Annotated in this window: 20 protein-coding genes; 10 read left to right on the top strand and 10 right to left on the bottom strand. The window is 72.5% G+C overall.

What is annotated here, in order from left to right; genetic code table 11:
• The first annotated feature begins 65 nt into the window (after window positions 1-65).
• Complete coding sequence (locus QUG93_RS09655; protein WP_289473691.1) at window positions 66-5,594, top strand: Ig-like domain-containing protein; 5,529 nt, start codon at window positions 66-68, stop codon at window positions 5,592-5,594.
• A 458-nt stretch (window positions 5,595-6,052) separates the two neighbouring features.
• Here the strand turns inward: QUG93_RS09655 and QUG93_RS09650 are convergent, their stop codons facing one another.
• Both QUG93_RS09650 and QUG93_RS09645 read right to left on the bottom strand, forming a co-directional pair.
• Window positions 6,053-6,784 carry an SOS response-associated peptidase gene (locus QUG93_RS09650; protein ID WP_289473690.1) on the bottom strand — a complete coding sequence of 244 codons (732 nt, stop codon included), beginning with the start codon at window positions 6,782-6,784 and terminating at the stop codon, window positions 6,053-6,055.
• A gap of 225 nt (window positions 6,785-7,009) precedes the next feature.
• Window positions 7,010-7,678, bottom strand: coding sequence for a hypothetical protein (locus QUG93_RS09645; protein ID WP_289473689.1), 669 nt, complete (start codon window positions 7,676-7,678; stop codon window positions 7,010-7,012).
• 53 nt (window positions 7,679-7,731) lie between these two features.
• Here QUG93_RS09645 and QUG93_RS09640 point away from each other — a divergent pair, with 53 nt between their 5' ends.
• Window positions 7,732-8,121, top strand: a complete 390-nt coding sequence (locus QUG93_RS09640) for a YchJ family protein (protein ID WP_289473688.1) — start codon at window positions 7,732-7,734, stop codon at window positions 8,119-8,121.
• A gap of 141 nt (window positions 8,122-8,262) precedes the next feature.
• On the opposite strand, the gene QUG93_RS09635 is transcribed toward QUG93_RS09640, so the two are convergent.
• A complete protein-coding gene (locus tag QUG93_RS09635) occupies window positions 8,263-9,129 on the bottom strand; it encodes a shikimate dehydrogenase family protein (RefSeq protein WP_289473687.1) in 867 nt (288 codons plus the stop codon).
• Between the two features lie 58 nt (window positions 9,130-9,187).
• On the opposite strand from QUG93_RS09635, the gene QUG93_RS09630 reads away from it, so the two are divergent.
• The gene (locus QUG93_RS09630) at window positions 9,188-10,204 is read left to right on the top strand and encodes an iron-siderophore ABC transporter substrate-binding protein (protein WP_289473686.1); all 1,017 of its coding nucleotides are present in this window, start codon (window positions 9,188-9,190) and stop codon (window positions 10,202-10,204) included.
• A 422-nt stretch (window positions 10,205-10,626) separates the two neighbouring features.
• On the opposite strand, the gene QUG93_RS09625 is transcribed toward QUG93_RS09630, so the two are convergent.
• Window positions 10,627-11,034, bottom strand: a complete 408-nt coding sequence (locus QUG93_RS09625; RefSeq protein ID WP_289473685.1) for a DUF1304 domain-containing protein — start codon at window positions 11,032-11,034, stop codon at window positions 10,627-10,629.
• Window positions 11,035-11,146: 112 nt separating this feature from the next.
• On the opposite strand from QUG93_RS09625, the gene QUG93_RS09620 reads away from it, so the two are divergent.
• The 3 genes from QUG93_RS09620 to QUG93_RS09610 are packed head-to-tail and all read left to right on the top strand — an operon-like array spanning window position 11,147 to window position 13,073.
• On the top strand, window positions 11,147-11,467 hold the full coding sequence (locus QUG93_RS09620) for a chorismate mutase (RefSeq protein ID WP_289473684.1): 321 nt from the start codon (window positions 11,147-11,149) through the stop codon (window positions 11,465-11,467).
• Window positions 11,464-12,639 carry a lactonase family protein gene (locus QUG93_RS09615; protein WP_289473683.1) on the top strand — a complete coding sequence of 392 codons (1,176 nt, stop codon included), beginning with the start codon at window positions 11,464-11,466 and terminating at the stop codon, window positions 12,637-12,639. Before QUG93_RS09620 ends, QUG93_RS09615 begins: the two co-directional genes overlap by 4 nt.
• Window positions 12,636-13,073 (top strand): GNAT family N-acetyltransferase, encoded by a 438-nt coding sequence (locus QUG93_RS09610; RefSeq protein WP_289473682.1) that lies wholly within the window; start codon window positions 12,636-12,638, stop codon window positions 13,071-13,073. The genes QUG93_RS09615 and QUG93_RS09610 overlap by 4 nt, the downstream gene beginning before the upstream one ends.
• A 122-nt stretch (window positions 13,074-13,195) precedes the next feature.
• Here QUG93_RS09610 and QUG93_RS09605 read toward each other — a convergent pair whose 3' ends face one another.
• Genes QUG93_RS09605 through purS form a run of 4 tightly spaced genes read right to left on the bottom strand, consistent with a single transcriptional unit; the run spans window position 13,196 to window position 17,551 of the window.
• The gene (locus tag QUG93_RS09605) at window positions 13,196-14,116 is read right to left on the bottom strand and encodes an NAD(P)-dependent oxidoreductase (protein WP_289473681.1); all 921 of its coding nucleotides are present in this window, start codon (window positions 14,114-14,116) and stop codon (window positions 13,196-13,198) included.
• 47 nt (window positions 14,117-14,163) lie between these two features.
• A complete protein-coding gene (gene purL, locus QUG93_RS09600) occupies window positions 14,164-16,545 on the bottom strand; it encodes a phosphoribosylformylglycinamidine synthase subunit PurL (protein WP_289473680.1) in 2,382 nt (793 codons plus the stop codon).
• Between the two features lie 53 nt (window positions 16,546-16,598).
• A complete protein-coding gene (gene purQ / locus QUG93_RS09595) occupies window positions 16,599-17,294 on the bottom strand; it encodes a phosphoribosylformylglycinamidine synthase subunit PurQ (protein WP_289473882.1) in 696 nt (231 codons plus the stop codon).
• A gap of 5 nt (window positions 17,295-17,299) precedes the next feature.
• Window positions 17,300-17,551 (bottom strand): phosphoribosylformylglycinamidine synthase subunit PurS, encoded by a 252-nt coding sequence (gene purS, locus QUG93_RS09590; protein ID WP_066652126.1) that lies wholly within the window; start codon window positions 17,549-17,551, stop codon window positions 17,300-17,302.
• Between the two features lie 146 nt (window positions 17,552-17,697).
• On the opposite strand from purS, the gene QUG93_RS09585 reads away from it, so the two are divergent.
• Complete coding sequence (locus QUG93_RS09585; protein ID WP_289473679.1) at window positions 17,698-18,306, top strand: PadR family transcriptional regulator; 609 nt, start codon at window positions 17,698-17,700, stop codon at window positions 18,304-18,306.
• Entirely contained in the window at window positions 18,303-19,871 is a 1,569-nt protein-coding gene (locus tag QUG93_RS09580) for a DHA2 family efflux MFS transporter permease subunit (RefSeq protein ID WP_289473678.1), read from the top strand. The genes QUG93_RS09585 and QUG93_RS09580 overlap by 4 nt, the downstream gene beginning before the upstream one ends.
• Window positions 19,872-20,166: 295 nt before the next feature.
• Here QUG93_RS09580 and QUG93_RS09575 read toward each other — a convergent pair whose 3' ends face one another.
• Complete coding sequence (locus tag QUG93_RS09575; RefSeq protein WP_289473677.1) at window positions 20,167-21,111, bottom strand: cytochrome c oxidase assembly protein; 945 nt, start codon at window positions 21,109-21,111, stop codon at window positions 20,167-20,169.
• 178 nt (window positions 21,112-21,289) lie between these two features.
• Window positions 21,290-22,621, bottom strand: a complete 1,332-nt coding sequence (locus QUG93_RS09570) for an acyltransferase family protein (protein ID WP_289473676.1) — start codon at window positions 22,619-22,621, stop codon at window positions 21,290-21,292.
• Between the two features lie 215 nt (window positions 22,622-22,836).
• Here QUG93_RS09570 and QUG93_RS09565 point away from each other — a divergent pair, with 215 nt between their 5' ends.
• Together QUG93_RS09565 and QUG93_RS09560 are read left to right on the top strand one after the other, a co-directional pair.
• Entirely contained in the window at window positions 22,837-23,295 is a 459-nt protein-coding gene (locus QUG93_RS09565; protein WP_289473675.1) for a Fur family transcriptional regulator, read from the top strand.
• A 168-nt stretch (window positions 23,296-23,463) separates the two neighbouring features.
• The gene (locus QUG93_RS09560; protein WP_289473674.1) at window positions 23,464-24,987 is read left to right on the top strand and encodes a catalase; all 1,524 of its coding nucleotides are present in this window, start codon (window positions 23,464-23,466) and stop codon (window positions 24,985-24,987) included.
• The last annotated feature ends 112 nt before the right edge of the window (window positions 24,988-25,099 follow it).

The following is a 25,099-nucleotide window of genomic DNA, read 5'->3' as shown; positions in this document are numbered from 1 at the left end:
ACCGTCCTTCTGCACGGACCGTCACCAGGCTCGGCGTCGGCATCGTCTCGACCCGAAAGTGACTCATGCTGCCTGTGCACCAGGGCACCGCTGTGCCCGGTGACGACCATGCAGGTCGTCGTCCCCTGTCCGCCCGCCGACCCGGCAGGCGGCTCGTCGCCATGCTCGGCACGGCGCTGCTCGTCGGCGCCGGCGTCTCGGCCACGACCGCGGTCGTCGCCGCCGAGCCTGCAGCCGCCGTCACGGCGCTGAGCAACGGGCGCCTCGTCTGCGACCAGAACACGCTCTACGCCGTGAACGGCGCGGGCAAGGTCGTCGCGGTCGACATCACGCAGGGCTCGACTGCCGGTCAGAACGTCCCGGTCACCGACCTCGGCACCGAGGGCAACAACGGCCTCGGCATCTCACGCGAGGGCGTCTCGATGTTCGCCGCGTCGAACGGCACCAGTGCGACCATCAAGCAGTACGACCCGAAGACCGGACAGGTGCTCGCCGCCATCCCGACGGACGCCACGCACTCCGTCATCCGCGGTGCCGTGAACCCGGTGACGGGCATCTACTACTACGGGGACGCCACCAGGATCTGGGCGTACGACCCGGCGAGCGGGAAGACGCTCGGTCAGGTCGGCACCCTCACGGGCATGACGACGACGAACTCCAACGGTGGCACGAGCGTCAACGGCGACTTCGCGTTCAGCTCCCGCGGCCTGATGTTCGTCGTCGCGGCGCACAAGGTGTACCGCGTCGACGCGACCGAGCTCCCCACGACGACGATGCCGGCCGGTGGTCGCAACCTCAGCACCACCGAGATCGGCACGCTGCCGAACGGCACGAACAGCCCGGGCATCGCGTTCTCGTCCGACGGCTACCTCTACGTCTCGTCGTCCGCGACCGCCAACAACGTCGCGACGACCACCGTCTACCAGCTCGACCCGACCTCGGGCGCCGAGCAGCGTCGCTTCACGATCTCCGGCGACTTCGGCGCGACCGACCTCGCCACCTGCAACTACGCCGACACCGTGACCGGTCAAGCGTCGATCGACGACCGCTGGAAGGACACCGACCAGTTCACGCTCGCCATCGCCGGCGACGGCATCAAGGCGACGTCCCCGGGCGCATCAGGCACGACCACCGGCAACGCCCCGGGCGTCCAGACGAAGACCGCGGGCGCGCTCCTGACGACGCCCGACAAGGACTACACCGTCACGCAGACGCCGGCCGGCACCACCGATCCGGCGAACTACGAGACCACGTGGCGAGCAGTCGACCTGTCGACGTCGCGCACGGTCGCGAACGGCACCGGCGGCACCGCGGCCTTCCGCTTCCCGCAGGCCGCCACGGCCGACGGCACCGACGTGGTCGTGACGTTCACGAACACGCTCAAGCTCGCGCACGTGACCACCAGGCCCGACGCCTACCGCACCCCGGTCGGCACGGCCCTCACGGTGCCGGCTGCCGACGGTCTGCTCGGCAACGACACGGGCACGGGCCTGACGGTGCAGTCCGCGGGGAGCCCCGCCCACGGCACGGTCACGACGTCTCCCGACGGCAGCTTCACCTACACGCCGGCGAAGGGCTTCTCCGGCACCGACCAGTTCACGTACACCGCAGCGGACGGCTCCGGCCGGACGTCGACGAGCACCGTCACGGTGACCGTCTCGCCGACCGGCGCCGACGACGCGTTCTCGGTGCACGCCGGCGCGACCGCGAAGGCGGACGCAGCCACGGGCCTCCTGGCCAACGACGGCGGCAGCGACCTGACCATCACCGGCCACACCGACCCGGCCCACGGCACCCTCGTGCTCGGGAAGGACGGCTCCTACAGCTACACCCCGGCCAAGGGCTTCTCGGGCACGGACTCCTTCACCTACACGGCGACGGACGGCACCGGCGCGACCACGAAGGCGACCGTCACCGTGACGGTCCTGCCCACGGCCGGCGCCGACACGGTCACCGTGACGGCGGGAAGCCCGACCACGGGCGCCGCTCCGGGGCTCCTCGGCAACGACCAGGGCACCGGTCTCACGGTCACCGGCTCGACCCAGCCCGCGCACGGCACGGTGAGCGTCGGCACGGACGGCTCGTACACGTACACGCCGGCCGGCGGGTTCTCGGGCAACGACGCGTTCGACTACACGGTCACCGACGGCAACGGGAAGACCGACACCGTCACCGTGACCGTCCTCGTGCGCCCGGCGGCCGTCGACGACACGATCACGCTGCCCGCAGGCGGAACCGCCACGGCGACGACCCGCGCGGACGGCGTCCTCGGCAACGACCGCGGCACCGACCTGACGATCCGCTCGAACACCCTGCCGGCCCACGGCGCCCTGGCGCTGAACCCCGACGGCACGTACACCTACATGCCCTCCGTCGGGTTCTCCGGCACCGACACCTTCACCTACCAGGCGACCGACAGCACCGGCACGGTCGTCAGCGGCACCGTCACCCTGGTGGTCGTGCCGAAGGCAGCGGCGGACGACGCCGCCACCACGGCGAACGAGCCCGTCGCGATCGACGCGGCGGCGAACGACAAGGGCACCGACCTCACCACGAAGGTCGTCACGGCGCCGGCCCACGGCACCGCGGTGGTGAACGGCGACGGCACCGTCGAGTACACGCCGACCCGTGACTGGTCCGGCACCGACACCTTCACGTACACCGTCACCGACGCTGCCGGGCGCACCTCGGAGCCGGCGACCGTCACGGTCGCGGTCTCGCCGCTCGCCCGTCCGGACACCACCTCGACGACGGCCGGCACCCCGGTCACCGTCGCGGCGACGACCATGACGAGCAACGACTCCGGCACCGGGCTGACCGTGACCGGCGTCGGCCGGGCCTCGAACGGCACCGTCGTGCTCGGCACCGACGGCAACGCCGTGTTCACCCCCGCCGACGGCTTCTCGGGCACCGGCTCGTTCTGGTACGACGTCCGCGACGCCTCGGGCCGCACCGACTCCACCTGGGTCGTCGTCGTGGTCGGACCGCAGGCCACCGCCGACACCGCGACCGTCCCGGCGTCCACCACGCTGACCGTCCCGGTGGCGGAGGGCGTGCTCGCGAACGACCACGGCACCGGGCTGACCGCGACGCTCGACGAGCAGCCGCTGCACGGCACGGTCGACCTGGCGGCCGACGGCTCGTACACGTACACGCCGACCGCCGACTGGTCCGGCTCCGACCGCTTCACCTACACGGCGAAGGACTCGTCCGACTCGAAGCAGACGAGCACCGGGCTCGTGACCATCACCGTCACGCCCCGCACCGAGGACGACCGCGTCCGCACGGCTGCGGGCCAGCCCGTCACCGTCACCTCGGGTGACCTGACCCGCAACGACCACGGCAGCGGCCTGACCGTCACGTCGGTCGGACAGTCGAGCGCCGGCGCCGTCGTCCTGAACGCGGACGGCACCGTCACGTACACCCCGGCACCCGGCACCTCGGGCACGGCGACCTTCACGTACGGCGTCACCGGTGCGAACGGCAACACGGCCACCGGCACCGTCACCGTGACGATCACGCCGGTGGTGGCCGCGACCGACTCGGACGCCACCGCCGACGGCACCCTCGTGGTCCCCGCCGACCAGGGCGTGCTCGAGGGCGCGACCGGCACCGACCTGACCGTCACCGGCAACACGACGCCGGGCCACGGCACGGTCGAGGTCGGCAAGGACGGCTCGTACACCTACACGCCCGAGGCCGGGTACTCCGGCAAGGACACCTTCGAGGTGACGATCACCGACGGCTCGGGCAACACCACCACCGGCACCGTGACGATCACCGTCGCACCGAAGGCCGTCGACGACACCGCGTCGACCACGGCGGGCACCCCGGTCGACGTCGCCGTGACCACGAACGACAAGGGCAGCGCGCTCCGGGTGACCGGGGTCGGCGCAGCCGCGGACGGCACCGCCCGGGTCACCGACGCCGGCGTCACCTACACGCCGCGTCCGGGCTTCTCGGGCACCGACGCCTTCACCTACACGGTGACGGACGGCTCGGGCGCCACGGCCACCGCGACCGTGCGCGTCACGGTCGCACCGACCGCTGCCGACGACGTCCTGCAGACCGCCGCGGGCACCCCACTCGCGATCGCCGCGGGCACGCTCACGGGCAACGACGCGGGCGCCGCCCTCACCGTCACGGGCACGACCAAGCCCCGCCACGGCACCGTGACGAAGGCCGCCGACGGTTCCCTCGTCTACACGCCGACCGCGGGCTGGTCGGGCACCGACACCTTCACGTACACGGTGACCGACGCCTCCGGGCAGACCGCGACCGCCACGGTCACGGTGCTGGTCGGCACGGTGGCGCGGGCCGACCGTGCCACCACCACGACGGACGGCACCCTGCGCGTGTCCGCCGCCTCGGGCGTCCTGACCGACGACTCCGGCGCGGGCCTCTGGGCGAAGGTCGACCGGAAGCCGCAGCACGGCACCGTCGAGCTCCGCAAGGACGGGTCGTACGTGTACACGCCGGCGAAGGGCTTCTCCGGCACCGACACCTTCACGTACACCGCGGTGGACGCCGAGGGGCAGACGGCGACCGGGCTCGTGACCATCACGGTCACCCCGACCGCTGGTGCCGACGCCACCCGCACGACCGCCGGCACGCCGGTCACCGTGCGCGGCCCGGGCGTGCTCGGCAACGACCACGGCTCCGCGCTCCGCGTCGCCTCGGTCGGACGTGCCCAGCACGGCACCGTGCGCATCGCCGCCGACGGCACGTTCGTCTACACGCCGGCCGCCGGGTTCTCCGGGGTGGACACCGTCACCTACGACGTCGTCGACGCCGAAGGGCAGCGCGCCGAGGCACTCGTCACGATCACGGTCGGGATCGAGGCCGCCGACGACAGCGCTCGCACCGTCGCCGGCACCGCGGTCGCCCGCGACGCCCGGCACGGCCTGCTCGGCAACGACCGGGGGACCGGCCTGACCGCCGCCCTCGACCGGAAGCCCGCGCACGGCACGGTCTCGGTGCAGCGTGACGGTTCGTACGTCTACACGCCCGCCGCCGGCTTCACCGGCACCGACCGGTTCACCTACACGGTGACCGACGCCTCCGGCCAGACCACGACGGCCACCGCCACCATGACGGTCGTCGCCGCCGCCACCGCCGCGGACGACTCGGCCACCGGCGCCGTGGACCACGCCGTCACCATCCGCCCGACCGACAACGACCACGCCAGCGGCGGTGCGCACTTCGTCGCCTCGACGCTGCACCTGGTCGACCCCGCCACCGGCGCTCCGACCGACCGGGTCGTCGTCGACGGCATGGGCACGTGGCAGGTCGAGCGTGGCCAGGTCGTGTTCACCCCCGAGCACGGCTGGGCGGCACGCACGTCGATCGACTACACGGTCGCCGACAGCGCGGCGCAGGCGGTCCGGGCGACCCTCGAGGTCTACTACCCGACCGGGATCGCGGCGGTCACCCACATCGCCAAGCTCGCCTTCACCGGCACCACCGGGCTCGTCGGACTCGGCCTGGCCGCGGTCGCGATGGTCCTGGCAGGGGTCTTCCTGGTGACGCGCCGCCGGTTCGGTGCCGGCTCCGCCGTCACGACGACCGAGGGGCGCAGGCGCACGGGGGCCTGACCCCGCGGGAGCCGACAGGCGGGTCGTGACCCGCAGCACCGGACGGAAGGCCCGGACCACGTCAGCCGACAGGCGCACGTGATCCGGGCCTCCCGTCTGTCGTCGGTGGCGGCGAGCCGCCGTCGGCCGCAGCCCGGTGGGTGGTGCGGGCCCGCGAGATCGCGTTGCCGACGTCGGCCGCAGCCTGGTGGGTGGTGCCGGCCCGCGAGGATGCGCGCCGCCGACGTCGGCCGCGGCCTGGTGGGTGGTGCCGGCCCGTTGGGATGCGTGCCGCCGACGTCGGCCGCGACCCGGTGGGTGGTGCCGGCCCGCGAGGATGCGCGCCGCCGACGTCGGCCGCGGACCGCTGGTGGTGCGGGCCTGCGAGGCTGCGTGCCGCCGTCGGCCGTGCCCGGTGGCGCGTGAGCCGGCGGGAGCGGGGCGTCGCGGTCAGGCGACCGGCCCGTGGCGCGCCGCGCTCACCCGACGGGCGCGATGAGCTGCGGGCCGTCGTTGCGCACGCTGTTCACCGCGCGCGAGACCTCGTACTGCTCGAGCCCCGCCGCCACCGCGAGCGACTCGTGGTCGAGCAGCGCGAGCAGGTCGTCGCTGCCGAGGCCGCCGTCGAGCCAGTCGTCGTAGCCCTCCGGGGTGAGGAACGCCGGCATCCGGTCGTGCACCTCGCCCGGGGCCACGTGGGCGTCCCGGGTGATGATCGCGAGCGACAGTCGCCACTTGTCCGGGTCGTCCTCGGGCTTGGTCGGGTCCGGCCACGCACTCACCACGCCCGCCATCGCCAGGGCGCCGCCGGGTTCGTGCACGAAGTGGGGTTCCTTGCCGTCCTCGCGGACGACCCACTCGTAGTAGCCGAGCGCGGGCACGATGCAGCGGTTCGTGGCGAAGGCCCGCCCGAACATGCCGCTCGTCGCGACCGTCTCGATGCGGGCGTTGATCGGCTTCGGGCGCTGCTTCCGGAAGTCCTTCGCCCAGCTCGGCACGAAGCCCCAGCTGATCTGCGGGAGCTCGCGCTGCCCGTGGCGCTGCCGCACCGCGTACACGGGGTCGGTCGGAGCGACGTTCCAGCTCGGGGCGAGGCCGGCGTGCACCTCGCCGGTGTCCTCGTCGACGTGCTCGGTGCGCGCGGCGAGCTCACCCACGAGCTCGGGCAGCAGATCGGCCGTGGTGTCGGAGACGACGAACCTTCCACACATGCGCCCAGTGTGCCCGGTGCGGCCGACAGCCGTGCGGGTGCGGGCGCGCCACGTCGCCCTGCACCGTACCTCGTTCATGGAGCAGAAGACGTCGGGTGGTGGCGCGCGACCCGACGTCTTCTGCTCCACCGATCGGCGGACGTCGGCGGACGAGGGCGGACGACGGCGGACGAGGGCGGACGAGGGCGGAAGCGGGGCGAGCGGCGCCGAGCGACCGCGCGCACCTCAGTCGCCGGGCAGGCCGAGCTTCGAGCCGCGTGGGTGTCGGCGCCACGGCGGCCGGTGCTTCGGTACCGGCGGCTCCGTCTCCAGCGCTGCGAGCCGGGCACGTTCCGCCCGCCCGAGCCGGACCACCATGTCGGGCAGCGTGAACAGGTACACGAACGGCCAGAGCACGACGAAGACCTCGACCTGGCCGGAGACGAGCGCCGCGAGCCCGCCGGACGCCGCACCCACGAGCAACGGTCCGAGTCGTGAGAGCCGTCGCACCAGTCCGCGCTGCAGCAGCGGCACGTCGTTGAGCACGTCCTCGCGGTCCTCCGGCGCCACCGGACGCGGCCGCCGCTCGAGGTACGGCTGCACCGACCACCGCACCGACAGCTGCCAGTCCGGTCGCACCTGACGCCCGTTGATCCGCAGCTCCGGGCCGACCACGCGAGCGGTCGGGAAGCACGAGTACGTCACCGCCCACACGCCGAGTGTGGAGAACGCGATCGCGGCGACTGACCGGAGGGCACCGGGGCCAGCCCAGCCCGACGCCAGCTCGGTCGCGACGAACACGACGAGGGTGACCGCTGCGACGGCTCCCGCGATCCAGACCGCACGACGGGCCCGCGCCGGGTCGACGACCTCCCCGAGGCGCCCGCGCAACACCTGCCAGCCGAGCCGGAACACGATCCTCTTCTACCCGGTGCGGCTGCGAGGATCGCCGCTGCTACCGTGCCGGGGTGGTCCCCGACGACGAACAGCGCTGCCCCTGCCTGAGCGGCAACCCCTACGGCGAGTGCTGCGGCCCCCTGCACGCCGGCGCCGCAGCCCCCACCGCCGAGCGGCTCATGCGCTCCCGGTTCAGCGCGTTCGCCCTCGGGCTGCCCGAGTACCTGCTGCTGACCTGGCACCCGCGCACCCGCCCGGACGAGCTGACGCTCGACCCGTCACAGCGCTGGACCCGGCTGGACATCGTGTCCACCCGGTCGGGAGGCCCGTTCGACTCCGCAGGGCAGGTCGCCTTCCGCGCGTGGTGGCGGACCGACGACGAGCGCGGCACGCTCGAGGAGACCAGCGAGTTCGTGCGGGAGCAGGGCCGGTGGTACTACGTCGACGGCGCCGTCGCCTGACGTCGGTCCACCGTCGACGGCGTCGTCGCCTGACGCTGGTCCACCGTCGACGGCGTCGTCGCCTGACGCTGGTCCACCATCGACGGCGTCATCGCGTGACGTCGGTCCACCGTCGACGGCATCGTCGCCTGAGCGGCGGCGTCAGGCCGTGATGGTCTCCGGCAGCCCGACCGCGCGGCGCATCGCCCGGCGCACCGCGGCCTCGTCCGGCAGCAGCTCGCCGTCGTCGCCCGTCAGGAAGAACCGGATCTGCCCGATCGCCTGCTCGGTCAGCATGTCGAGCCCGTTGAGCACCCGACCCCCGGCTGCCGCCCACCGGTTCGCCGCGACGGTCGGCCACGGCTCGTAGGCGACGTCGAAGAGCACCGCGTCGGGCCCCGACGGCAGCAGCTCGAGCGAGTCGGCCGCACCCCCGGGCAACGTCGACACGAGGAACCCGTGCCGGGTGCCGGGCAGTGAGTCGATCGGCAGCACCTCGAGCGTGACCCCGAGCCGCACGGCCAGCTCGACCAGCGGACCGGCCTTCGCGGTGTCGCGGAGGAACAGGCGCACGTCGACCGCCCCGAGCCGGACCGCCGCCGCGAGGGCGCTCGCCGCGGTCGCACCGCCGCCCAGGATCGTGGCCTCGCCCGGCAGGTGTCCGAGCGCCTCGACGGGCCGCATGATCCCCTCGACGTCGGTGTTCGCGCCGGCGGTGACGACCCGGGAGCCCTCCTGCCGGAACGCGACGGTGTTCGCGACGCCGAGCTCGTCGACGAGCGGCGTGGACCGGTCGAGCATCGGCAGCACGTCGCGCTTGAGCGGCATCGTCAAGCTGAGCCCGCGCCACTCCGGACCCAGCCCCGCGACGAACGCGTCGAGCCCGCCGGACGCGACCTCGTGCCTCCCGTACGTGAAGGGGACCCCGAGCACGTCGTAGGCCGCCGTGTGCAGCGTGGGGGAGAGCGAGTGTGCGATCGGGGAGCCGAGCACGGCCAGGTGTGTTCGGGCGGGATCGGAGTACTCCACGTCCGGAGCCTAGCCGCTCCCCGTCGGGCGAAGGGGCATTTAGGGTAGCCTTACCTGTGTGATCCGAACCTCCCCCTCTGCGCGCCGCGTCCGCCGCGTGCTCGCGGCCGCCGGTGCCGTCGTCGCCGCGTCCCTCGTCCTCGCCGGCTGCACCTCCGGCTCGTCCTCGCCCGCCGCGTCCGACGACGCCTCCGGCTCGGGCGGCGCGTTCCCCGTCTCGATCCAGACCGCGCTCGGCACGACCGAGATCCCCTCGCAGCCGAAGCGCGTCGTCGCCCTCGGCTGGGGTGACGCGGAGACGGCGCTCGAGCTCGGCGTGCAGCCCGTCGGTGCGAGCGACTGGCTCGCCTTCGGGGGCGACGGTGTCGGGCCCTGGCTGAAGGACGCGTACACGAAGAAGCCGACGATCATCCAGACGCTCGAGCCGAGCTACGAGCAGATCCTGAAGCTCAAGCCCGACCTGATCCTCGACACGAAGAGCTCGGGAGACAAGGACCGCTACGCCAAGCTCTCGGCCATCGCCCCGACCGTGGCGATCCCGAAGGGCGGCGAGAACTACCTCACCACCACCGAGCAGCAGGTCGACCTCGTGTCGAAGGCGCTCGGAAAGGAGTCCGAGGGCAAGAAGCTGCTGAGCGACCTCGACGACGCGTACGCCGCGGCTCGCAAGGCGCACCCGGAGTTCGACGGCAAGACCGCCGTCGTCGGTGCCTACACGGCGGACGGCTTCGGCGCGTACGCCTCGAAGGACAGCCGCTCGACCTTCATGCAGCAGCTCGGCTTCACGATCCCGAAGGACATCGACCAGCAGGCCGGTGACGCCTTCTCGGTCAGCCTGTCGAACGAGAACCTCGACCTGCTCGATGCCGACCTGACGGTCATCCTGCCGATCTACGTCGACGCGTCTAAGGCCGAGTCCGACCCGCTCTTCCAGAAGGTGCCGTCCGTGCAGGCGGGGCACTCGATCGTCGTCGACGACCCGGACGTCTCGGCGGCGTTCTCGCTCGGGACGACCGCTGCGATCGAGTGGGCGCTGGACCGTCTGCCCGCGGAGTTCGCGAAGAAGGTCGGCTGAGCCGAGCCTGCCGGTCCTCGCCGGTTCTGGCCGGTCCTCGCCGGTCCTGGGGGATCGATGGAGCAGAAGACGTCGGGTCACGGGTCGTGACCCGACGTCTTCTGCTCCACGGACGTGTGGCGCGAGGGCGAGCCGACGCGGTGACGCGGGTGCGTAGAGTGCGGTGACCGGCTGTCGGACGGGAGGCGCGGTGCGGGGTGGCACCGGGCCTCCCGTCCGGCACGTGGCGCGGGGTGATGCCGCCCGTCACGTCCGGTGCGTTGTTCGCGGGCGCGCGTCGCGCCTTGCGCGGTGCGCGTGTGTGCGTGTGCGTGTGTGTGCGGGCGCGGTGCGCGCCTGCGCGTGTGCGGGGGCGCGGTGCGCGTGTGCGCGACGCGGGTACGCGGGCGCTCACCTGAGCGCGGTGCGCGGGCGGCTCGCCGCTACGCGGTGGTGAAGGTGGAGCCGATGAAGGCGAACAGCAGGGCGATCAGGGGGAGGGAGCCCTGCACGAACGCGGAGTTGAGGTAGCGGCGGCCCGTGCCGGCGAGGACGACCGCGGCACCGAGCATGCTCGCCGTCGAGAACACCACGAGGGTCCAGCCGGTGGCCCCGTTGCCGGCGAGCACGAGGACGACACCGAGGATCGCGCCGACGGCGAGGAACAGGTTGTAGAAGCCCTGGTTGAACGCGAGGGAGCGCGTCGCCAGTGCCTCGGACTCCGAGGCGATGCCGAACACGCGGCGCACGCGGGGACTCGTCCAGGCGACGGACTCGAGGAAGAAGATGTACACGTGCACGAGGCCAGCGAGGACCGCGCACACACCCGAGATCACGAGCAGGACAGACATGGTCTCCATTCTCGCAGCCCCTGGGTGGTGCTCAGGTTCCGCACAGGGAGCGCCTCGTCGTCCGATCGTCACGGAACGCTTCTCCGGGCGGGGTCGCGGATAGGCTCGGGACATGAGCGCCGACGAGTCCACGCCCGTCCACGACGAAGCCGTCGCCGAGCTGGCGAGCATCCGGCAGAGCATCGACAACATCGACGCCGCCGTGATCCACATGCTCGCCGAGCGCTTCAAGTACACCCAGCGCGTCGGGTACCTGAAGGCCGCCGCGGGGATGCCGGCGGCGGACCCCGGGCGCGAGCAGGTGCAGGTCGCTCGGCTCCGGCAGCTCGCGGCGGAGTCGCACCTCGACCCGGCGTTCGCGGAGAAGTTCCTGAACTTCATCGTCGCCGAGGTCATCCACCACCACGAGCGCATCGCCGGTGGTGAGCGGTGAGCGCCGGCACTCCGTCCGGGGCCGCTGCTCCGGTCGGGCTCGACGACCTGCACCTGCTCGTCGGGTCCTACACGGCGACCGGGGGTGGTTCGGCGACGGGCATCTCGATCGTGCACGGCACCACCGCGAGCACCGCTGCCGTGATGGACGACCCGTCGTTCCTGGCGCTGTCGGGCGACCGGGTCTACGCGGTGTCCGAGGTCGCGGACGGCAGCGTCTCGGCCTTCCGCTACGCCGGCGGTGCCCTCGAGCACCTCTGGGGCGCCGACGCCGGTGGTGACGCCCCGTGCCACGTGCGGGTCGACCCGTCGGGTGCACTCGTCGTCGCGAACTACGTCTCCGGCACCGTGACCGCGGTCTCGCTCGAGGCTGCCGAGTCGCACGCGGCCTCGGTCGCGGCGAGCGACGGCCTGGTCGGCGCCCACGGCAGTACCGACCGCGTCACCGTCCCGGAGGCGGCGATCGTCACCGGAGTGCTGCCCGACGTCGAGGGGCCCGTCGAGGACCGGCAGGAGGGGCCGCACGCCCACCAGTCCGTCGCGACCCCGGACGGCACCGTGCTCGTCGCGGACCTCGGCGGTGATGCGCTGCACGAGTTCCGCGTGACCGGTGCGCCGTCGATCGACCTGGTCCGCGTGCACCACCTGGCGCCAGGCGTCGGTCCGCGGCACATGGCGTGGCTCGGCGACGAGCCGGGTGCGGACCTGATCGTCGCGGGCGAGCTGGACGGCCGCGTGCACCGACTGCGGCGGGACGACGCCGGCACGCTCCGTGTGATCGAATCGGCGCCGGCGTTCGAGGGACCGGTGGGGGAGTCGCTCCTCAGCCACGTGGAGCTCGACGCCGCAGGCCGTGTGCTGGTCACCGTGCGGGGGCGGGACCTGGTCGTGGTGCTCGACCCCGCCGAGGACGGGCTGACCGTCGTGGGGTCGGCGTCGAGCGGCGGGACCTGGCCGCGGCACTTCGCGCAGGTGCCCGGGTACCTGCTCGTCGCCAACCAGATGTCCGACGCGATCGCGGTGCTGCCCGTCGGGGACGACGGCGTGCCGGGTGAGTCCGTCGCGCAGATCGCCGTCGGGTCGCCGACGTGCATCGTGCCGGTGGCTGCTGCCGGGGCCGGGGCCGGGGCCGGGGCCGGGGCCGGGGCCGGATCCGGAGCTGCCCGCTCGTGACGGGTCCGGCCGAGGTGCCGCTGCACGACGGGTACCGGCTCGTCGTCGGACCGCCGCCGCTCGACGACTACCTGCGGCTCCGGCGCGACTCCGGTCTGTCACCGAAGTCGCCGGCGCAGGGCAGCGGGGCGATCACCGGCAGCTGGTCGGCGTGCCACGTGGTCGACGCCGAGGGCGTTCCCGTCGCGATGGGGCGCACGATCGGGGACGGCGGGTGGTACTTCCACATCGCGGACATCGCCACCGACCCGGCACACCAGCGACGAGGGCTCGGACGGATCGTCGTCGAGTGGCTGGTGGCGGACGTGCGCGAGCGGGCTCCCGGGGGCGCGTACATCACCCTGGTCGGCGACCCGCCCGGGCAGCGGTTGTACCGGTCGCTCGGGTTCGAGGACGTCGCGCCGAGCCTGGGGATGGCACTGCCGCCGGCCTGACGGCCCCGGTCGGCGCAGCCACCTGCAGGCCCGTCGTCGGCACCAGGCATGCTGTCGCGTCAGGCGTCAGGCGTCAGGCGTCAGGCGTCAGGCGTCAGGCGTCAGGCGTCAGGCGTCGGGCGTCAGGCGTGGACGACGTTCTCGAACGGGCGTCCCTCGGCCAACGCCGTCACCTGCCGACGCATCAGCTCCAGCGTCCGCGGCACACTGAGGTCCGTGTTCCCGCCCACGTGCGGCGTCAGCACCGTGTTCGGGGTCGCCCACAGCGGGTGCCCCGCGGAGAGCGGCTCGGGCTCGGTCACGTCGAGCGCCGCGGACAGCCGACCCCGCTGCAGTTCGGCGACCAGGGCGTCGGTGTCGACGACCCGGCCACGAGCGACGTTCACGACGAGGGCGCCGTCGGGCAGTGCGGCGAGCAGGTCCGCATCGACGAGGCGCTCGGTCTCGTCGGTCAGCGGCGTGATCAGCACCAGGACGTCCGTGCTCGCAGCGAGCGTCGGCAGCTCGCCGAACGCGTGGACCTGTCGGCCGTCCTGCTCCCGCGCGGTCCGCGCCACCACGGTGACGTCGCACCGCATCGCCTCGAACCGGGTCGCGATGGCCGCTCCGATCGCCCCGTACCCGACGACCGTGACCCGGCGGTCGGCGAGCGATCGCGTGACCCGGGCATCCCAGACGCCGGCCGCGCGGTCGGTTTGGAACGCCGCGATCTCGCGGAGCGACGTCAGCGCCAGGCCGACCGCGAGCTCTGCGGTCTCGTCGTCGTGGATGCCGCGGCCGTTCGCGACCTGGGCGTGCCCTGGCGCGTGCGGCAGCGCGTGCTCGTACCCGGCGCTCGGCAGCTGCAGGAGCTGCAGTTCCGGCAGGTCGTGCACGTACTGCCAGCGGTGCCGGCCCGCGAAGTAGAACGGCAGCAGCGTGACCGCTACCTCGTCGGGACGGGCGTGCGGGGCCTCGACGTCCCAGACGTCGAGCTCGACGCCGTCCGGCACGGGGCCGAAACGATCGACGAGCTCGACGAAGGGCAGGGTGACGATCGGCATGCGGTCGGTGCCTTCCGTGGGTGCCGGCGCTCGGTGGGTGGTCGGCGTCAGCTGTCGGTGCGCGGCGAGAACGAGCCGTGGTCGTCGAGCGGCCCACGCCCGACGTAGCCCTCGGTGACGTCCTCGACGATGACGTCGCCGAAGCGCGCCGGGAGCGTGGCGGCGTGTGTGCCGCGCAGCTCGACGAGCGTCGCCTCGAACGCGCCCTGCACCTCGAGCGTGCCGGACGAGGCGTCGGTCACGCCGATGCGCAGCACCGGGAACCCACGGCCGTCGCACAGGCCCTGGAAGCGCACGTCGTCCTCGCGGCGGACGGTCACGATGACGCGGCCGGTCGACTCGGAGAACAGCGCGGTCGCCGTGTCGACGCCGTCGCGCTCCTCGAGCTCGTCGAGGACGACCCGGGCACCGATGCCGAAGCGCAGCACCGACTCGGCGAGGGACTGGCCGAGGCCGCCGTCCGCCAGGTCGTGGGCGCTCGTGAGCAGCTGCTCGCTCGACGCTGCGTGCAGCAGGTCGGCGAGGGCCTTCTCCTGCGCGAGGTCCACCGCCGGCGGACGCCCGCCGAGGTGTCCGTGCACGGTGCCCGCCCACGCGGAGCCGTCGAGCTCGAGGCTCGTCGTGCCGAGCAGGTAGACGTTGTGCCCGTCGTCCTGCCAGCCCGAGGGCACGCGCAGGGCGACGTCGTCGATGATGCCGAGCACGCCGACCACGGGGGTCGGGTGGATCGGGGTGGTGCCGGTCTGGTTGTAGAACGACACGTTGCCACCGGTGACCGGGATGCCGAGCTCCATGCAGCCGTCCGCCAGGCCCTCGACGGCCTCGGAGAACTGCCACATGACCTCGGGGTTCTCGGGCGAGCCGAAGTTCAGGCAGTCGGTGACCGCCGCGGGCACGGCCCCGGTGACGGCGACGTTGCGGTACGCCTCGGCCAACGCCAGGCGCGCGCCCTGCTTCGGGTCGAGCTGGCAGTAGCGGCCGTTCGCGTCGGTCGCGACGGTGACGCCGAGGCCGGTCTCCTCGTCGACGCGGATCATGCCGCCGTCGTCGGGGAACGACAGGGCCGTGTTGCCGAGCACGTAGGTGTCGTACTGGTTCGTGACCCAGTTCTTCGACGCGAGGTTCGGCGATCCGAGCAGCTGCAGGAACTGCGCCTTGAGCGCGGGGCCGTCGGCCGGGCGGTCGAGCGAGGCGGCGGTGTCAGCCTGCAGCGCGTCGATCCAGGTCGGGTACGCGACCGGGCGGTCGTAGACCGGGCCGTCGACGGCGACGGTGCGCGGGTCGACGTTGACGATCTCCTGGCCCTGCCAGTCGATGACCAGGCGGCCCGTGCCGGTGACCTCGCCGAGGACGCTCGTCTCGACCTCCCACTTGCCGACGACCGCGAGGAACTCGTCGAGCTTCTCGGGGCGGACGACCGCCATCATGCGCTCCTGGCTCTCCGACATGAGGATCTCCTCTGCCGTGAGCGTGGGGTCGCGCAGCAGGACGTCGTCGAGCGAGATGTGCATGCCGCCGTCGCCGTTGCTCGCGAGCTCGCTCGTCGCGCAGGAGATGCCCGCCGCACCGAGGTCCTGGATGCCCTCGACGAGCTCCTTCTGGAAGAGCTCGAGGCAGCACTCGATCAGGACCTTCTCGGCGAACGGGTCGCCCACCTGCACGGCGGGACGCTTGGTCGGGCCGCCCTCGGTGAAGGTGTCGGACGCCAGGATCGACGCGCCGCCGATGCCGTCGCCACCCGTGCGGGCGCCGAAGAGCACGACCTTGTTGCCGGCGCCGGACGCGTTCGCCAGGTGCAGGTCCTCGTGCCGGAGGACACCGACCGCGAGGGCGTTGACGAGCGGGTTCCCCTGGTACACCGGGTCGAAGTAGGTCTCGCCGCCGATGTTCGGCAGGCCGAGGCAGTTGCCGTAGAACGAGATGCCGCCGACGACGCCGTGCACGACGCGCTGCGTGTCCTCGTGGTCGATCGCCCCGAAGCGGAGCTGGTCCATCACGGCGACCGGACGGGCACCCATCGAGATGATGTCGCGGACGATGCCGCCGACGCCGGTCGCAGCGCCCTGGTACGGCTCGACGTAGGACGGGTGGTTGTGCGACTCGACCTTGAAGGTCACCGCCCAGCCGTTGCCCACGTCGACGACACCGGCGTTCTCGCCCATGCCGACCATCAGGTTCTTCGTCATCTCCGGCGTGACCTTCTTGCCGAACTGCCGGAGGTAGTTCTTCGACGACTTGTACGAGCAGTGCTCGGACCACATCACGGAGTACATGGCGAGCTCGCCCGAGGTGGGGCGGCGACCGAGGATCTCGCGGATCTTCGCGTACTCGTCCGCCTTGAGCCCGAGGGCCTCGTACGGCTGCTCCTTGTCGGGAGTGGCTGCGGCGTCCTGGACGGTGTCGGGCTTCGGGCGAACGCTGTTCGTCACGGTGGTGTCGTTCCCTGTCGCTTGAGTTGTCGGCGCTGGAGTCGGCTGGCGCGTCACTTGACGAGCGTCGACTCGATCACGGAGGTGAAGAAGGTGAGGCCGTCCGTGCCGGAGGCCATCGCTGCGGGGGTGTCCGGACCGAAGCCGGGCTCCGTCGCGTGCTCGGGGTGCGGCATCAGGCCGACCACGTTGCCGCGCTCGTTCGAGACGCCCGCGATGTCGTCGATCGACCCGTTCGGGTTCACGCCGACGTAGCGGAACACGACCTGGCCGTTGTCCTCGATGCGCTTGATCTCGTCGGCGTCCGCGACGAACCGGCCGTCGGCGTTCTTCAGCGGGATCGTGATCTCCTGCTGCGCAGCGAAGCCGGACGTCCACGCGGTGCCGGCGTTCTCGACGCGCAGCTTCTGGTCGCGCCGGATGAACTGCTGGTGCGCGTTCCGGGTGTGGGCGCCGGGGACCAGGCGGGCCTCGGCCAGCATCTGGAACCCGTTGCAGATGCCGAGCACGGGCATGCCCTTGCCGGCGGCGTCGATGACCTCGGCCATGATCGGGGCCTTCGCCGCGATGGCGCCGGCACGCAGGTAGTCGCCGTACGAGAACCCGCCGGGGAGCACGATCGCGTCGACCCCCTGCAGGTCGTGGTCGCCGTGCCAGAGCGCGACGGGGTCGGCTCCTGCGAGGCGGACCGCACGCTGGGCGTCGCGGTCGTCGAGCGAGCCCGGGAACGTGATGACGCCGATGCGCATCCGCGTCACGCGTCCTGCACGGTGACCGAGACGACGTCCTCGATCACGGCGTTCGAGAAGACGTCGGCCGCGATGTCGCGGACCTCAGCCAGCTTCGCGTCGTCGACGGGGCCGTCGACCGCGATCTCGAACCGCTTGCCGATGCGGACGTCGGTCAGGTCGGCCTTGCCGAGACGGGCGAGCGCGTTGCCCACCGCCTTGCCCTGGGGATCGAGGATCTCTGCCTTGGGCATGACCTCGACGACGATGGTTGGCACGTGTTCACTCCAGCGCTTGGGTGGGTTGGGTGGGACGGCACCAGTCTACGGGGCGGTCGCGGCGCGTCGAGACGTTGTGGACAACTCCTCGAAGGCGTATATTCCAAGTCGAATAGTTGCTTGCGAACACCGGACGGGAGGCACGGGTGGCGTCGCTCACACCCCTCGCGTTCGCCGCGCTCGGCCTGCTCGCCGAGTCGCCGATGCACCCCTACGAGATGTTCCAGACGATGCTCCAGCGTCGCGAGGACCAGAACGTCAAGGTGCGGCCCGGCACGCTCTACCACCAGATCGGGCGGCTCGTGGACCTCGGCTTCGCCGAGGCCCTGGGCACCGCGCGCGAGGGCAACCGGCCCGAACGCACCACGTATGCGATCACCGACCACGGACGCTCCGAGCTCGAGGCCGGTCTCCGTCGGATGATCGCGGAACCGGCGGACGAGTACCCCGAGTTCCAGCTCGCGGTGTCCCACGTCGACAACCTGCCCGCCGCCGACGCGGTGACCGCCATGCGGGCACGTGCCGACGCACTGCGTGCCCAGCGTGCCGGGTACGACGAAGCGGCCACGGGCCTCCAGGCCAAGCAGCTGGCCGAGCGCTACTGGCTCGACGTGTCGTACGTGCGTGGCATGCTCACCGCGCAGATCGAGTGGCTCACCGCCACCGCTGACCGCATCGCGAGCGGCGACATCACCTGGGACGGCCCCGCCGTCCCCGACAACAGCTCCCACGAGGACAAGGACCCCACTCGATGACCACTGCCTCCGCAGCAGCCGACCTGGAACACGGCAAGAAGCCGTGGCCCGCCCTCTGGGCGCTCGTCGTCGGCTTCTTCATGATCCTGGTCGACTCGACCATCGTCTCGGTCGCGACCCCGACCATCGCGCAGGCCCTCGACGCCGACATCAACGCCGTCATCTGGGTCACGAGCGCGTACCTGCTCGCCTACGCCGTGCCGCTGCTCATCACCGGACGACTCGGTGACCGCTTCGGCCCGAAGGTGCTGTACCAGGCCGGGCTCGTCGTCTTCACGCTCGCGAGCCTGTGGTGCGGGCTCGCCGGCTCCATCGAGGTGCTCATCGTCGCCCGCGTCGTGCAGGGCCTCGGCGCCGCGATGATGACGCCGCAGACGATGGCGGTCATCACGCGCATCTTCCCGCCGCAGAACCGCGGTGCGGCGATGGGTCTCTGGGGTGCGGTCGCCGGTGTCGCGTCGCTCATCGGGCCGATCGTGGGCGGCCTGCTCGTCGACGGCTTCGGCTGGGAGTGGATCTTCTTCGTGAACGTGCCCGTCGGCGTCGTCGCGTTCGTGCTCGCGCAGCGCTTCGTCCCGACGTTCGCCCGGAACGGGCACCGCTTCGACTACCTCGGCATCGTGCTGAGCGCGGTCGGCATGTTCCTGCTCGTCTTCGGCATCCAGGAGGGCGAGACCTACGACTGGGGCACCATCACGGGCCCGATCTCGGTCTGGTCGCTGATCATCGCCGGCATCGTCGTGCTCGCCGCGTTCGTGGTGTGGCAGGGCGTGCAGAAGGGCGAGCCGCTGCTGCCGCTCGGTCTGTTCAAGGACCGCAACTTCACCCTCGCGAACATCGCCATCACGGCGGTCGGCGTCGCGATCTCGTCGTTCGCGCTCCCGATCATGCTCTGGGCGCAGGACGTCCTGCGCTTCTCGCCCACCCAGGCCGCGCTGCTGCTCGTGCCCCAGGCCGTCCTGTCCGCGGCGCTCGCACCGCTCGTCGGCAAGAACCTGAACAAGTGGAACCCGCGGTGGGTCGGGTCGTTCGGCCTCGCCTGCTTCTCCGGTGGCCTGTTCTGGTTCGGCGCGCTGCTCTGGTCGGGCGCCGGCTGGGGCTGGACGCTGCTGCCGAGCGCGCTCCTCGGGCTCGCGAACGCCTGCATGTGGGGCCCGCTCTCGGTGTCGGCGACGCGCAACCTGCCGCCGGCGCTCGCGGGTGCCGGGTCCGGCGTCTACAACACCACGCGGCAGATCGGCGCGGTGCTCGGTTCGGCCGGCATCGCTGCGCTGATCGAGGCCCGGATCACGGCGAACTTCCCCTCGGGTGCCGGCACGGGCTCGGGCGGCGGAGCAGAGCAGCAGGTCGGGGCGCTGCCCGCGTTCCTGCAGCAGCCGTTCGCCACCGCGATGGGGCAGTCGCTCGTGCTGCCGGCCGTGGTGCTCGTCGCGGCGATCGTCGCGGCGCTGTTCCTGGCCAAGCCGAAGCAGACCGCGGCGTGGGGCCAGGGTGCGCCCGCGGCGGCGCAGCCCGGTGCGGCGGCGCGGTCCGGTGCTGCGGAGCCCGAGGCCGCGACGCGCTGACGCTGCGGCGCGGTCGTCGTCACACAGTGGACCCCGGTCCCGCTCGAGCGAGCGGCGCCGGGGTTCTCTCGTGGGGCGCCCGGTCGGTCGTCCGCGCGGGGTGGCCCGAACCGCGACGTTCCGCGCGTCGTTCGACAGGTGCAATGTCGCACGATGCGCACGTACCGGATGCGGGTGCATCGAGCGACATCGCACTCGTCGATCGACGTGCGTCATGTCGCACGACCACGCCGCTGACCCACCACGCTCAGCACGCCGCCGATCCACCCGCCGCCGGCCCGCCCCCGGGTCCCGCTCAGCCCCGGCGCTGCAGGTGCGCCCGGGTGAGCTCGGCCATCTCCTCGTCGGACAGGGCGTCGACGGAGCGGGCCTCGCGCCGGTCCGTCCGCTGCCACCGCACGAACAGCATGACGAGCACGGGGACGTCGGCGATCTCGGCGATGAACCACAGCAGGTCGCCCGCCAGGTGCTGGTCGCGCAGGGGCGACGGGAACCACGGCTGGCTGACGGCGTGCACGAGGGCCCCGGCGTGCGCGAGGGACCCGTCGAGCACGTGGTTCGTCACGCGCAGCACGATGCCGGGCACCGCGTCGAGCAGCAGCTCCACGAAGGCGAGCAGGAACTCGACCGTCACGAACGTCGAGCTCCGCAGCACGCCGGGTTCGGACAGCGGTGCCAGCAGCGTGAACCCGAGGACCGGGACGAGCACGGTGATCGCGGACGCCCACACCCCCGACTCGCGCATGGTCGCGGACAGCGGGGTGAGCAGCACGGCGAAGAGCACCAGGCCGACGACGGGGGCGACGATCGCGTTGCCGAGCACGCGCACGGGCCGCGAGCCCATCACGCGGTCGGCGACCTCCGACCACCGCACGGGGCCGCCCGCCCGCAGCAGGGACACCGGGGCTGCCAGGGCGGCGAACGTCGGCACGGCGAAGAACAGCAGCGCGAGTCGGAGCGTGAAGGCCCAGCGGAGCTCCTGGTCGTACTGCCCGACGATCCCGAACTGCAGCACGGTGAACAGCGCGAGCGCGAGGACGAAGGACAGCGTGCGCCAGCCGGACCACCGTGCCCGACGCCGCCGTGCGCCGACGAGCCACGAGCCGTACGTGCCCGCGGCGACGACGAGCAGCACCGCGGCCAGGGGGTCGACGTGCCAGGTGCTCCAGAACTCGGCGGGCTCGGGCGTGGGGTGCCTCCTGCGGGACGGTCGCGGTGTGCGCCCGCGCGGGTGCGACACGGGGCGGACACCGTCATCATCCGTCCGGGACGCTCATCCGGAGCCGAGCCGGCGGCCCTGACCGGTGAGGATCGGCTCAGGCCTGCGCCTGCGCCTGCGCCTGCGCCCGCGCCCAGGCCCGCGCCCGCGTCCGCGTCCGCGTCTACGCCCGCGCCCCCGTCTGCGCCTGCGTCCGCGTCTACGCCCCCGGCTGCGGCTGCGGCTGCGGCTGCGGCTGCGTCTGCGTCTGCGCCCGCGTCCGCCCGAGCAACCACACCCCGACCGGCACCGCGACGGCACCGAGGAGCGCGACCCCGAACGACAGGTGCCACTGCATCACGACGAACGCCGGGCCGATCGTGCACAGCGCCGCGAGCACGACGACCGGCCACCCCGGACGGTCCGTACCGGGCTCGAGCCGGGGGAGCGGGCGGTCGGAGCGGCGCAGTGCACGAGCCACCCCGAGCGCTGCGGCGAGCACGACCACGAGTGCGATCGGTCGCGTCGCCCACCAGGTCGCCGAGCCCGGGTCAGGGAACGGCACCGCGAGCAGGAGCGCGGCCCCGTTGAGTGCGATGTACAGCGGCAGGTGCCAGAGGTAGATCGTCATGCCGTCCCGCCCGAGCACGAACACCGTCGCCTGCGCCGCCCGCGTGTGCATGAACCGGGTCAGGGGTCCGTGGACGAGCTGCACCAGGCAGACCTGCGACACGGCCAGGACCGCGAGCGGCAGCATCGGCGGGTTGAGGTCCTGCAGCATGTCCGGTGCCCAGAGCCCGACCGAGGTCATCGGCACGAGCACCGCGTAGCCGACGAGTGCGACGACGGCGAGGCCGACCCGCGAGCGGCGGGCGAACCAGCCGTCCGCCCAGAGGAAGCCGAGCTGCTGGGCGAACAGCCACACCGGTCCGAGGTTGAGGAGCCCGACCTCGGCGGTCCCGGTGGCGAAGCGGAGCGCGTCGACCGCGGTCGCGAGCAGCAGCAGGACCCCGAGCGTGCGCCAGGGCGCCCGCTCGTGCAGTCGCGCCATGACCGGCACGCAGCACTGGGTGATGCCGTACGCCGCCAGGAACCAGAGCGGCGAGCCGATGCCGAACGCGACCTCGGCGAGCAGGTCCGTGGGTGTGCCCAGTGCGGTCGCGATCCCGAGCCCGAGCGCGAGGACGACGAAGAGCGGGACCGCCGGGCGGTACAGCCGGACGAGCCGCGTCGCGACGAAGTCACGGGCACCGCCGCCGCGGGCGCGCGTGCTGCGCCACCCGGTCGCGCTCGCGAAGCCCCCGACCACGAAGAACAGCGGCATCACCTGTCCGACCCAGGTCGCGGGCACGTACCACGACGACTCCTGCAACGGGCTGGTGACGCCGATGCCGTCGGGCGCGACGGCGACGCCGACCATCGTGACGTGCACGACGACGACGAGGACGACGCACGCCGTCCGGATGAGGTCGACGACCAGGTCCCGCTGCGCGATGATCCCCCGGACGTCCTGAGCGCTGCGGGCCGTCGTCGGCCCCTGCTTCGTGGACATGGCGGGACGCTAGCGCGCGATCGCTCGGTCCCAGCGGCGTCCCAGGCGATCGCGACCGGATCGTGACGGGTCGTGTCACACGAGGCGCACGGCTCGTCGACACGCCTGACCTCGCGCTGCTCGTCGACACGCGCGACCTCGCGCTGCGCTCCCGGTCGACGCCCGGACCGTGTACGGTGGAGCTTGTCTTGACCGATGCAAGAGAAGGGTGGGGGATGGACGTCGACGCCGACCTGCTCCGGTCCTCCGGTCTCCGGGTGACCGCGCCGCGTCTCGCGGTCCTGCGGGCGTCGGGCCGGATGCCGCACGCGACCGCCGACGACATCCTGACCGCGGTCGCCGCCGAGCTGCCCACCACGAGCCACCAGGCGGTCTACGGCGTGCTCAACGCGCTGACGGGCGCCGGACTCGTGCGCCGCATCGAGCCCGCGGGCAGCCCCGCCCGGTACGAACGTCGGACCGGCGACAACCACCACCACATCGTCTGCACGATGTGCGGCGCGGTCGAGGACGTCGACTGCGCCGTCGGCCACGCCCCCTGCCTCACCCCGTCGGAGACCCACGGCTTCGCCGTGACGACGGCCGAGGTGACGTACTGGGGCATCTGCGAGACGTGCGCGGCAGCAGAACGCGACGACGCGCGAACGGGCGACCCCGTCCCCATCGCACCGTGACCGCCGGGCGTGCCCCGCGCCTCCCGGCTGCACCGATCCGCAGGCACCGCAGTGCCGGTGTCCAGCCGGCGCCCCGGCTCGCCCGGTACCCCGGAGGCAGCGTGCGGTACTCCACAGACCAACCCGAGCACCCCTGACCGAACCACCCGTTCCACCTGAGGAGGAACCGTGTCCGACCAGAACACGACCGGCCCCGCCGGCACCCCCACCACCACGACCAACAGCGGGGCCCCGGTCTCCAGCGACCAGCACTCGATGGGTGTCGGCGCCGACGGCCCCCTCGCCCTCCACGACCACTACCTGGTCGAGAAGCTCGCGCAGTTCAACCGCGAGCGCGTCCCGGAGCGCGTCGTCCACGCCAAGGGTGGCGGCGCCTTCGGCACGTTCACCGTGACGAACGACGTGAGCGGCTACACCCGCGCCGCGTTCCTGCAGCCGGGCAAGCAGACCGAGATGCTCGCGCGCTTCTCGTCCGTCGCCGGCGAGCAGGGCTCCCCGGACACCTGGCGCGACCCCCGCGGCTTCGCGCTGAAGTTCTACACCGAAGAGGGCAACTACGACCTCGTCGGCAACAACACCCCGGTGTTCTTCATCCGCGACGGCATCAAGTTCCCGGACTTCATCCGCTCGCAGAAGCGCCTGCCGGGCAGCCACCTCCGCAACCACGACATGCAGTGGGACTTCTGGACGCTCTCCCCGGAGTCGGCACACCAGGTGACCTGGCTCATGGGTGACCGTGGCCTGCCGTCGAGCTGGCGGCACATGGACGGCTTCAGCTCGCACACCTACCAGTGGATCAACGCCGAGGGCGAGCGCTTCTGGGTGAAGTACCACTTCGAGACGCAGCAGGGGCACAAGACCCTGACGCAGGAGGACGCCGACCGCATCGCCGGTGAGGACGCCGACTTCCACATCCGTGACCTCTACGAGGCGATCGAGCGCCGTGACTTCCCGAAGTGGGTCCTCAAGGTGCAGGTCATGCCGTACGCGGACGCCGAGAGCTACCGCTTCAACCCGTTCGACCTGACGAAGGTGTGGCCGCACGCGGACTACCCGCTCATCGAGGTCGGCACGATGGAACTCAACCGCAACCCGGAGAACTACTTCGCGCAGATCGAGCAGGCCGCGTTCGCGCCGTCGAACTTCGTGCCCGGCATCGCGGCGAGCCCCGACAAGATGCTCCTCGCGCGCATCTTCAGCTACGCGGACGCCCAGCGCTACCGCGTCGGCACGAACCACGCGCAGCTGCCGGTGAACGCCCCGAAGAACGAGGTCCACTCGTACTCGAAGGACGGCGCCATGCGCTTCGACTTCCAGAAGGCCGAGGTGCCGGTGTACGCGCCGAACACCCAGGGCGGCGCGCACGCCGACCCGAACGCCACGGACGACGTGCCGGGCTGGGAGTCCGACGGTGCGCTGCAGCGCTCCGCCGCGACGCTCCACCCCGAGGACGACGACTTCGGGCAGGCCGGCACGCTCTACCGCGAGGTCCTCGACGACGCCGCCCGTGAGCGTCTGGTCGGCAACATCGCCGGGCACGTCTCGAAGGTGACGCGCGACGACCTGCGCGAGCGTGTGTTCGCGTACTGGACGAACGTCGACGCCGACCTGGGTGCGCGCGTGCGCGCCGCGGTCGCGCCGAGCGCGCCGGGATCGAACGAGGACCCGGAGAAGGTCGCGGTCGAGGCGTAGTCGTCACCACCTGACGGACGGGAGGCGCGGGGGCCGCGGGGGCCCCGCCCCCCCCCCCCCCCGGGGGGGGGGGGCGCAGGTGTACCCCGTGTCGGGACCCGCGGAGCCCCCC

Source organism: Curtobacterium caseinilyticum (assembly GCF_030363035.1).
GTDB lineage: Bacteria > Actinomycetota > Actinomycetes > Actinomycetales > Microbacteriaceae > Curtobacterium > Curtobacterium caseinilyticum.
The sequence above is the reverse complement of the archived record's forward strand: the minus strand, read 5'-3'. Positions and strand labels throughout refer to the sequence as shown.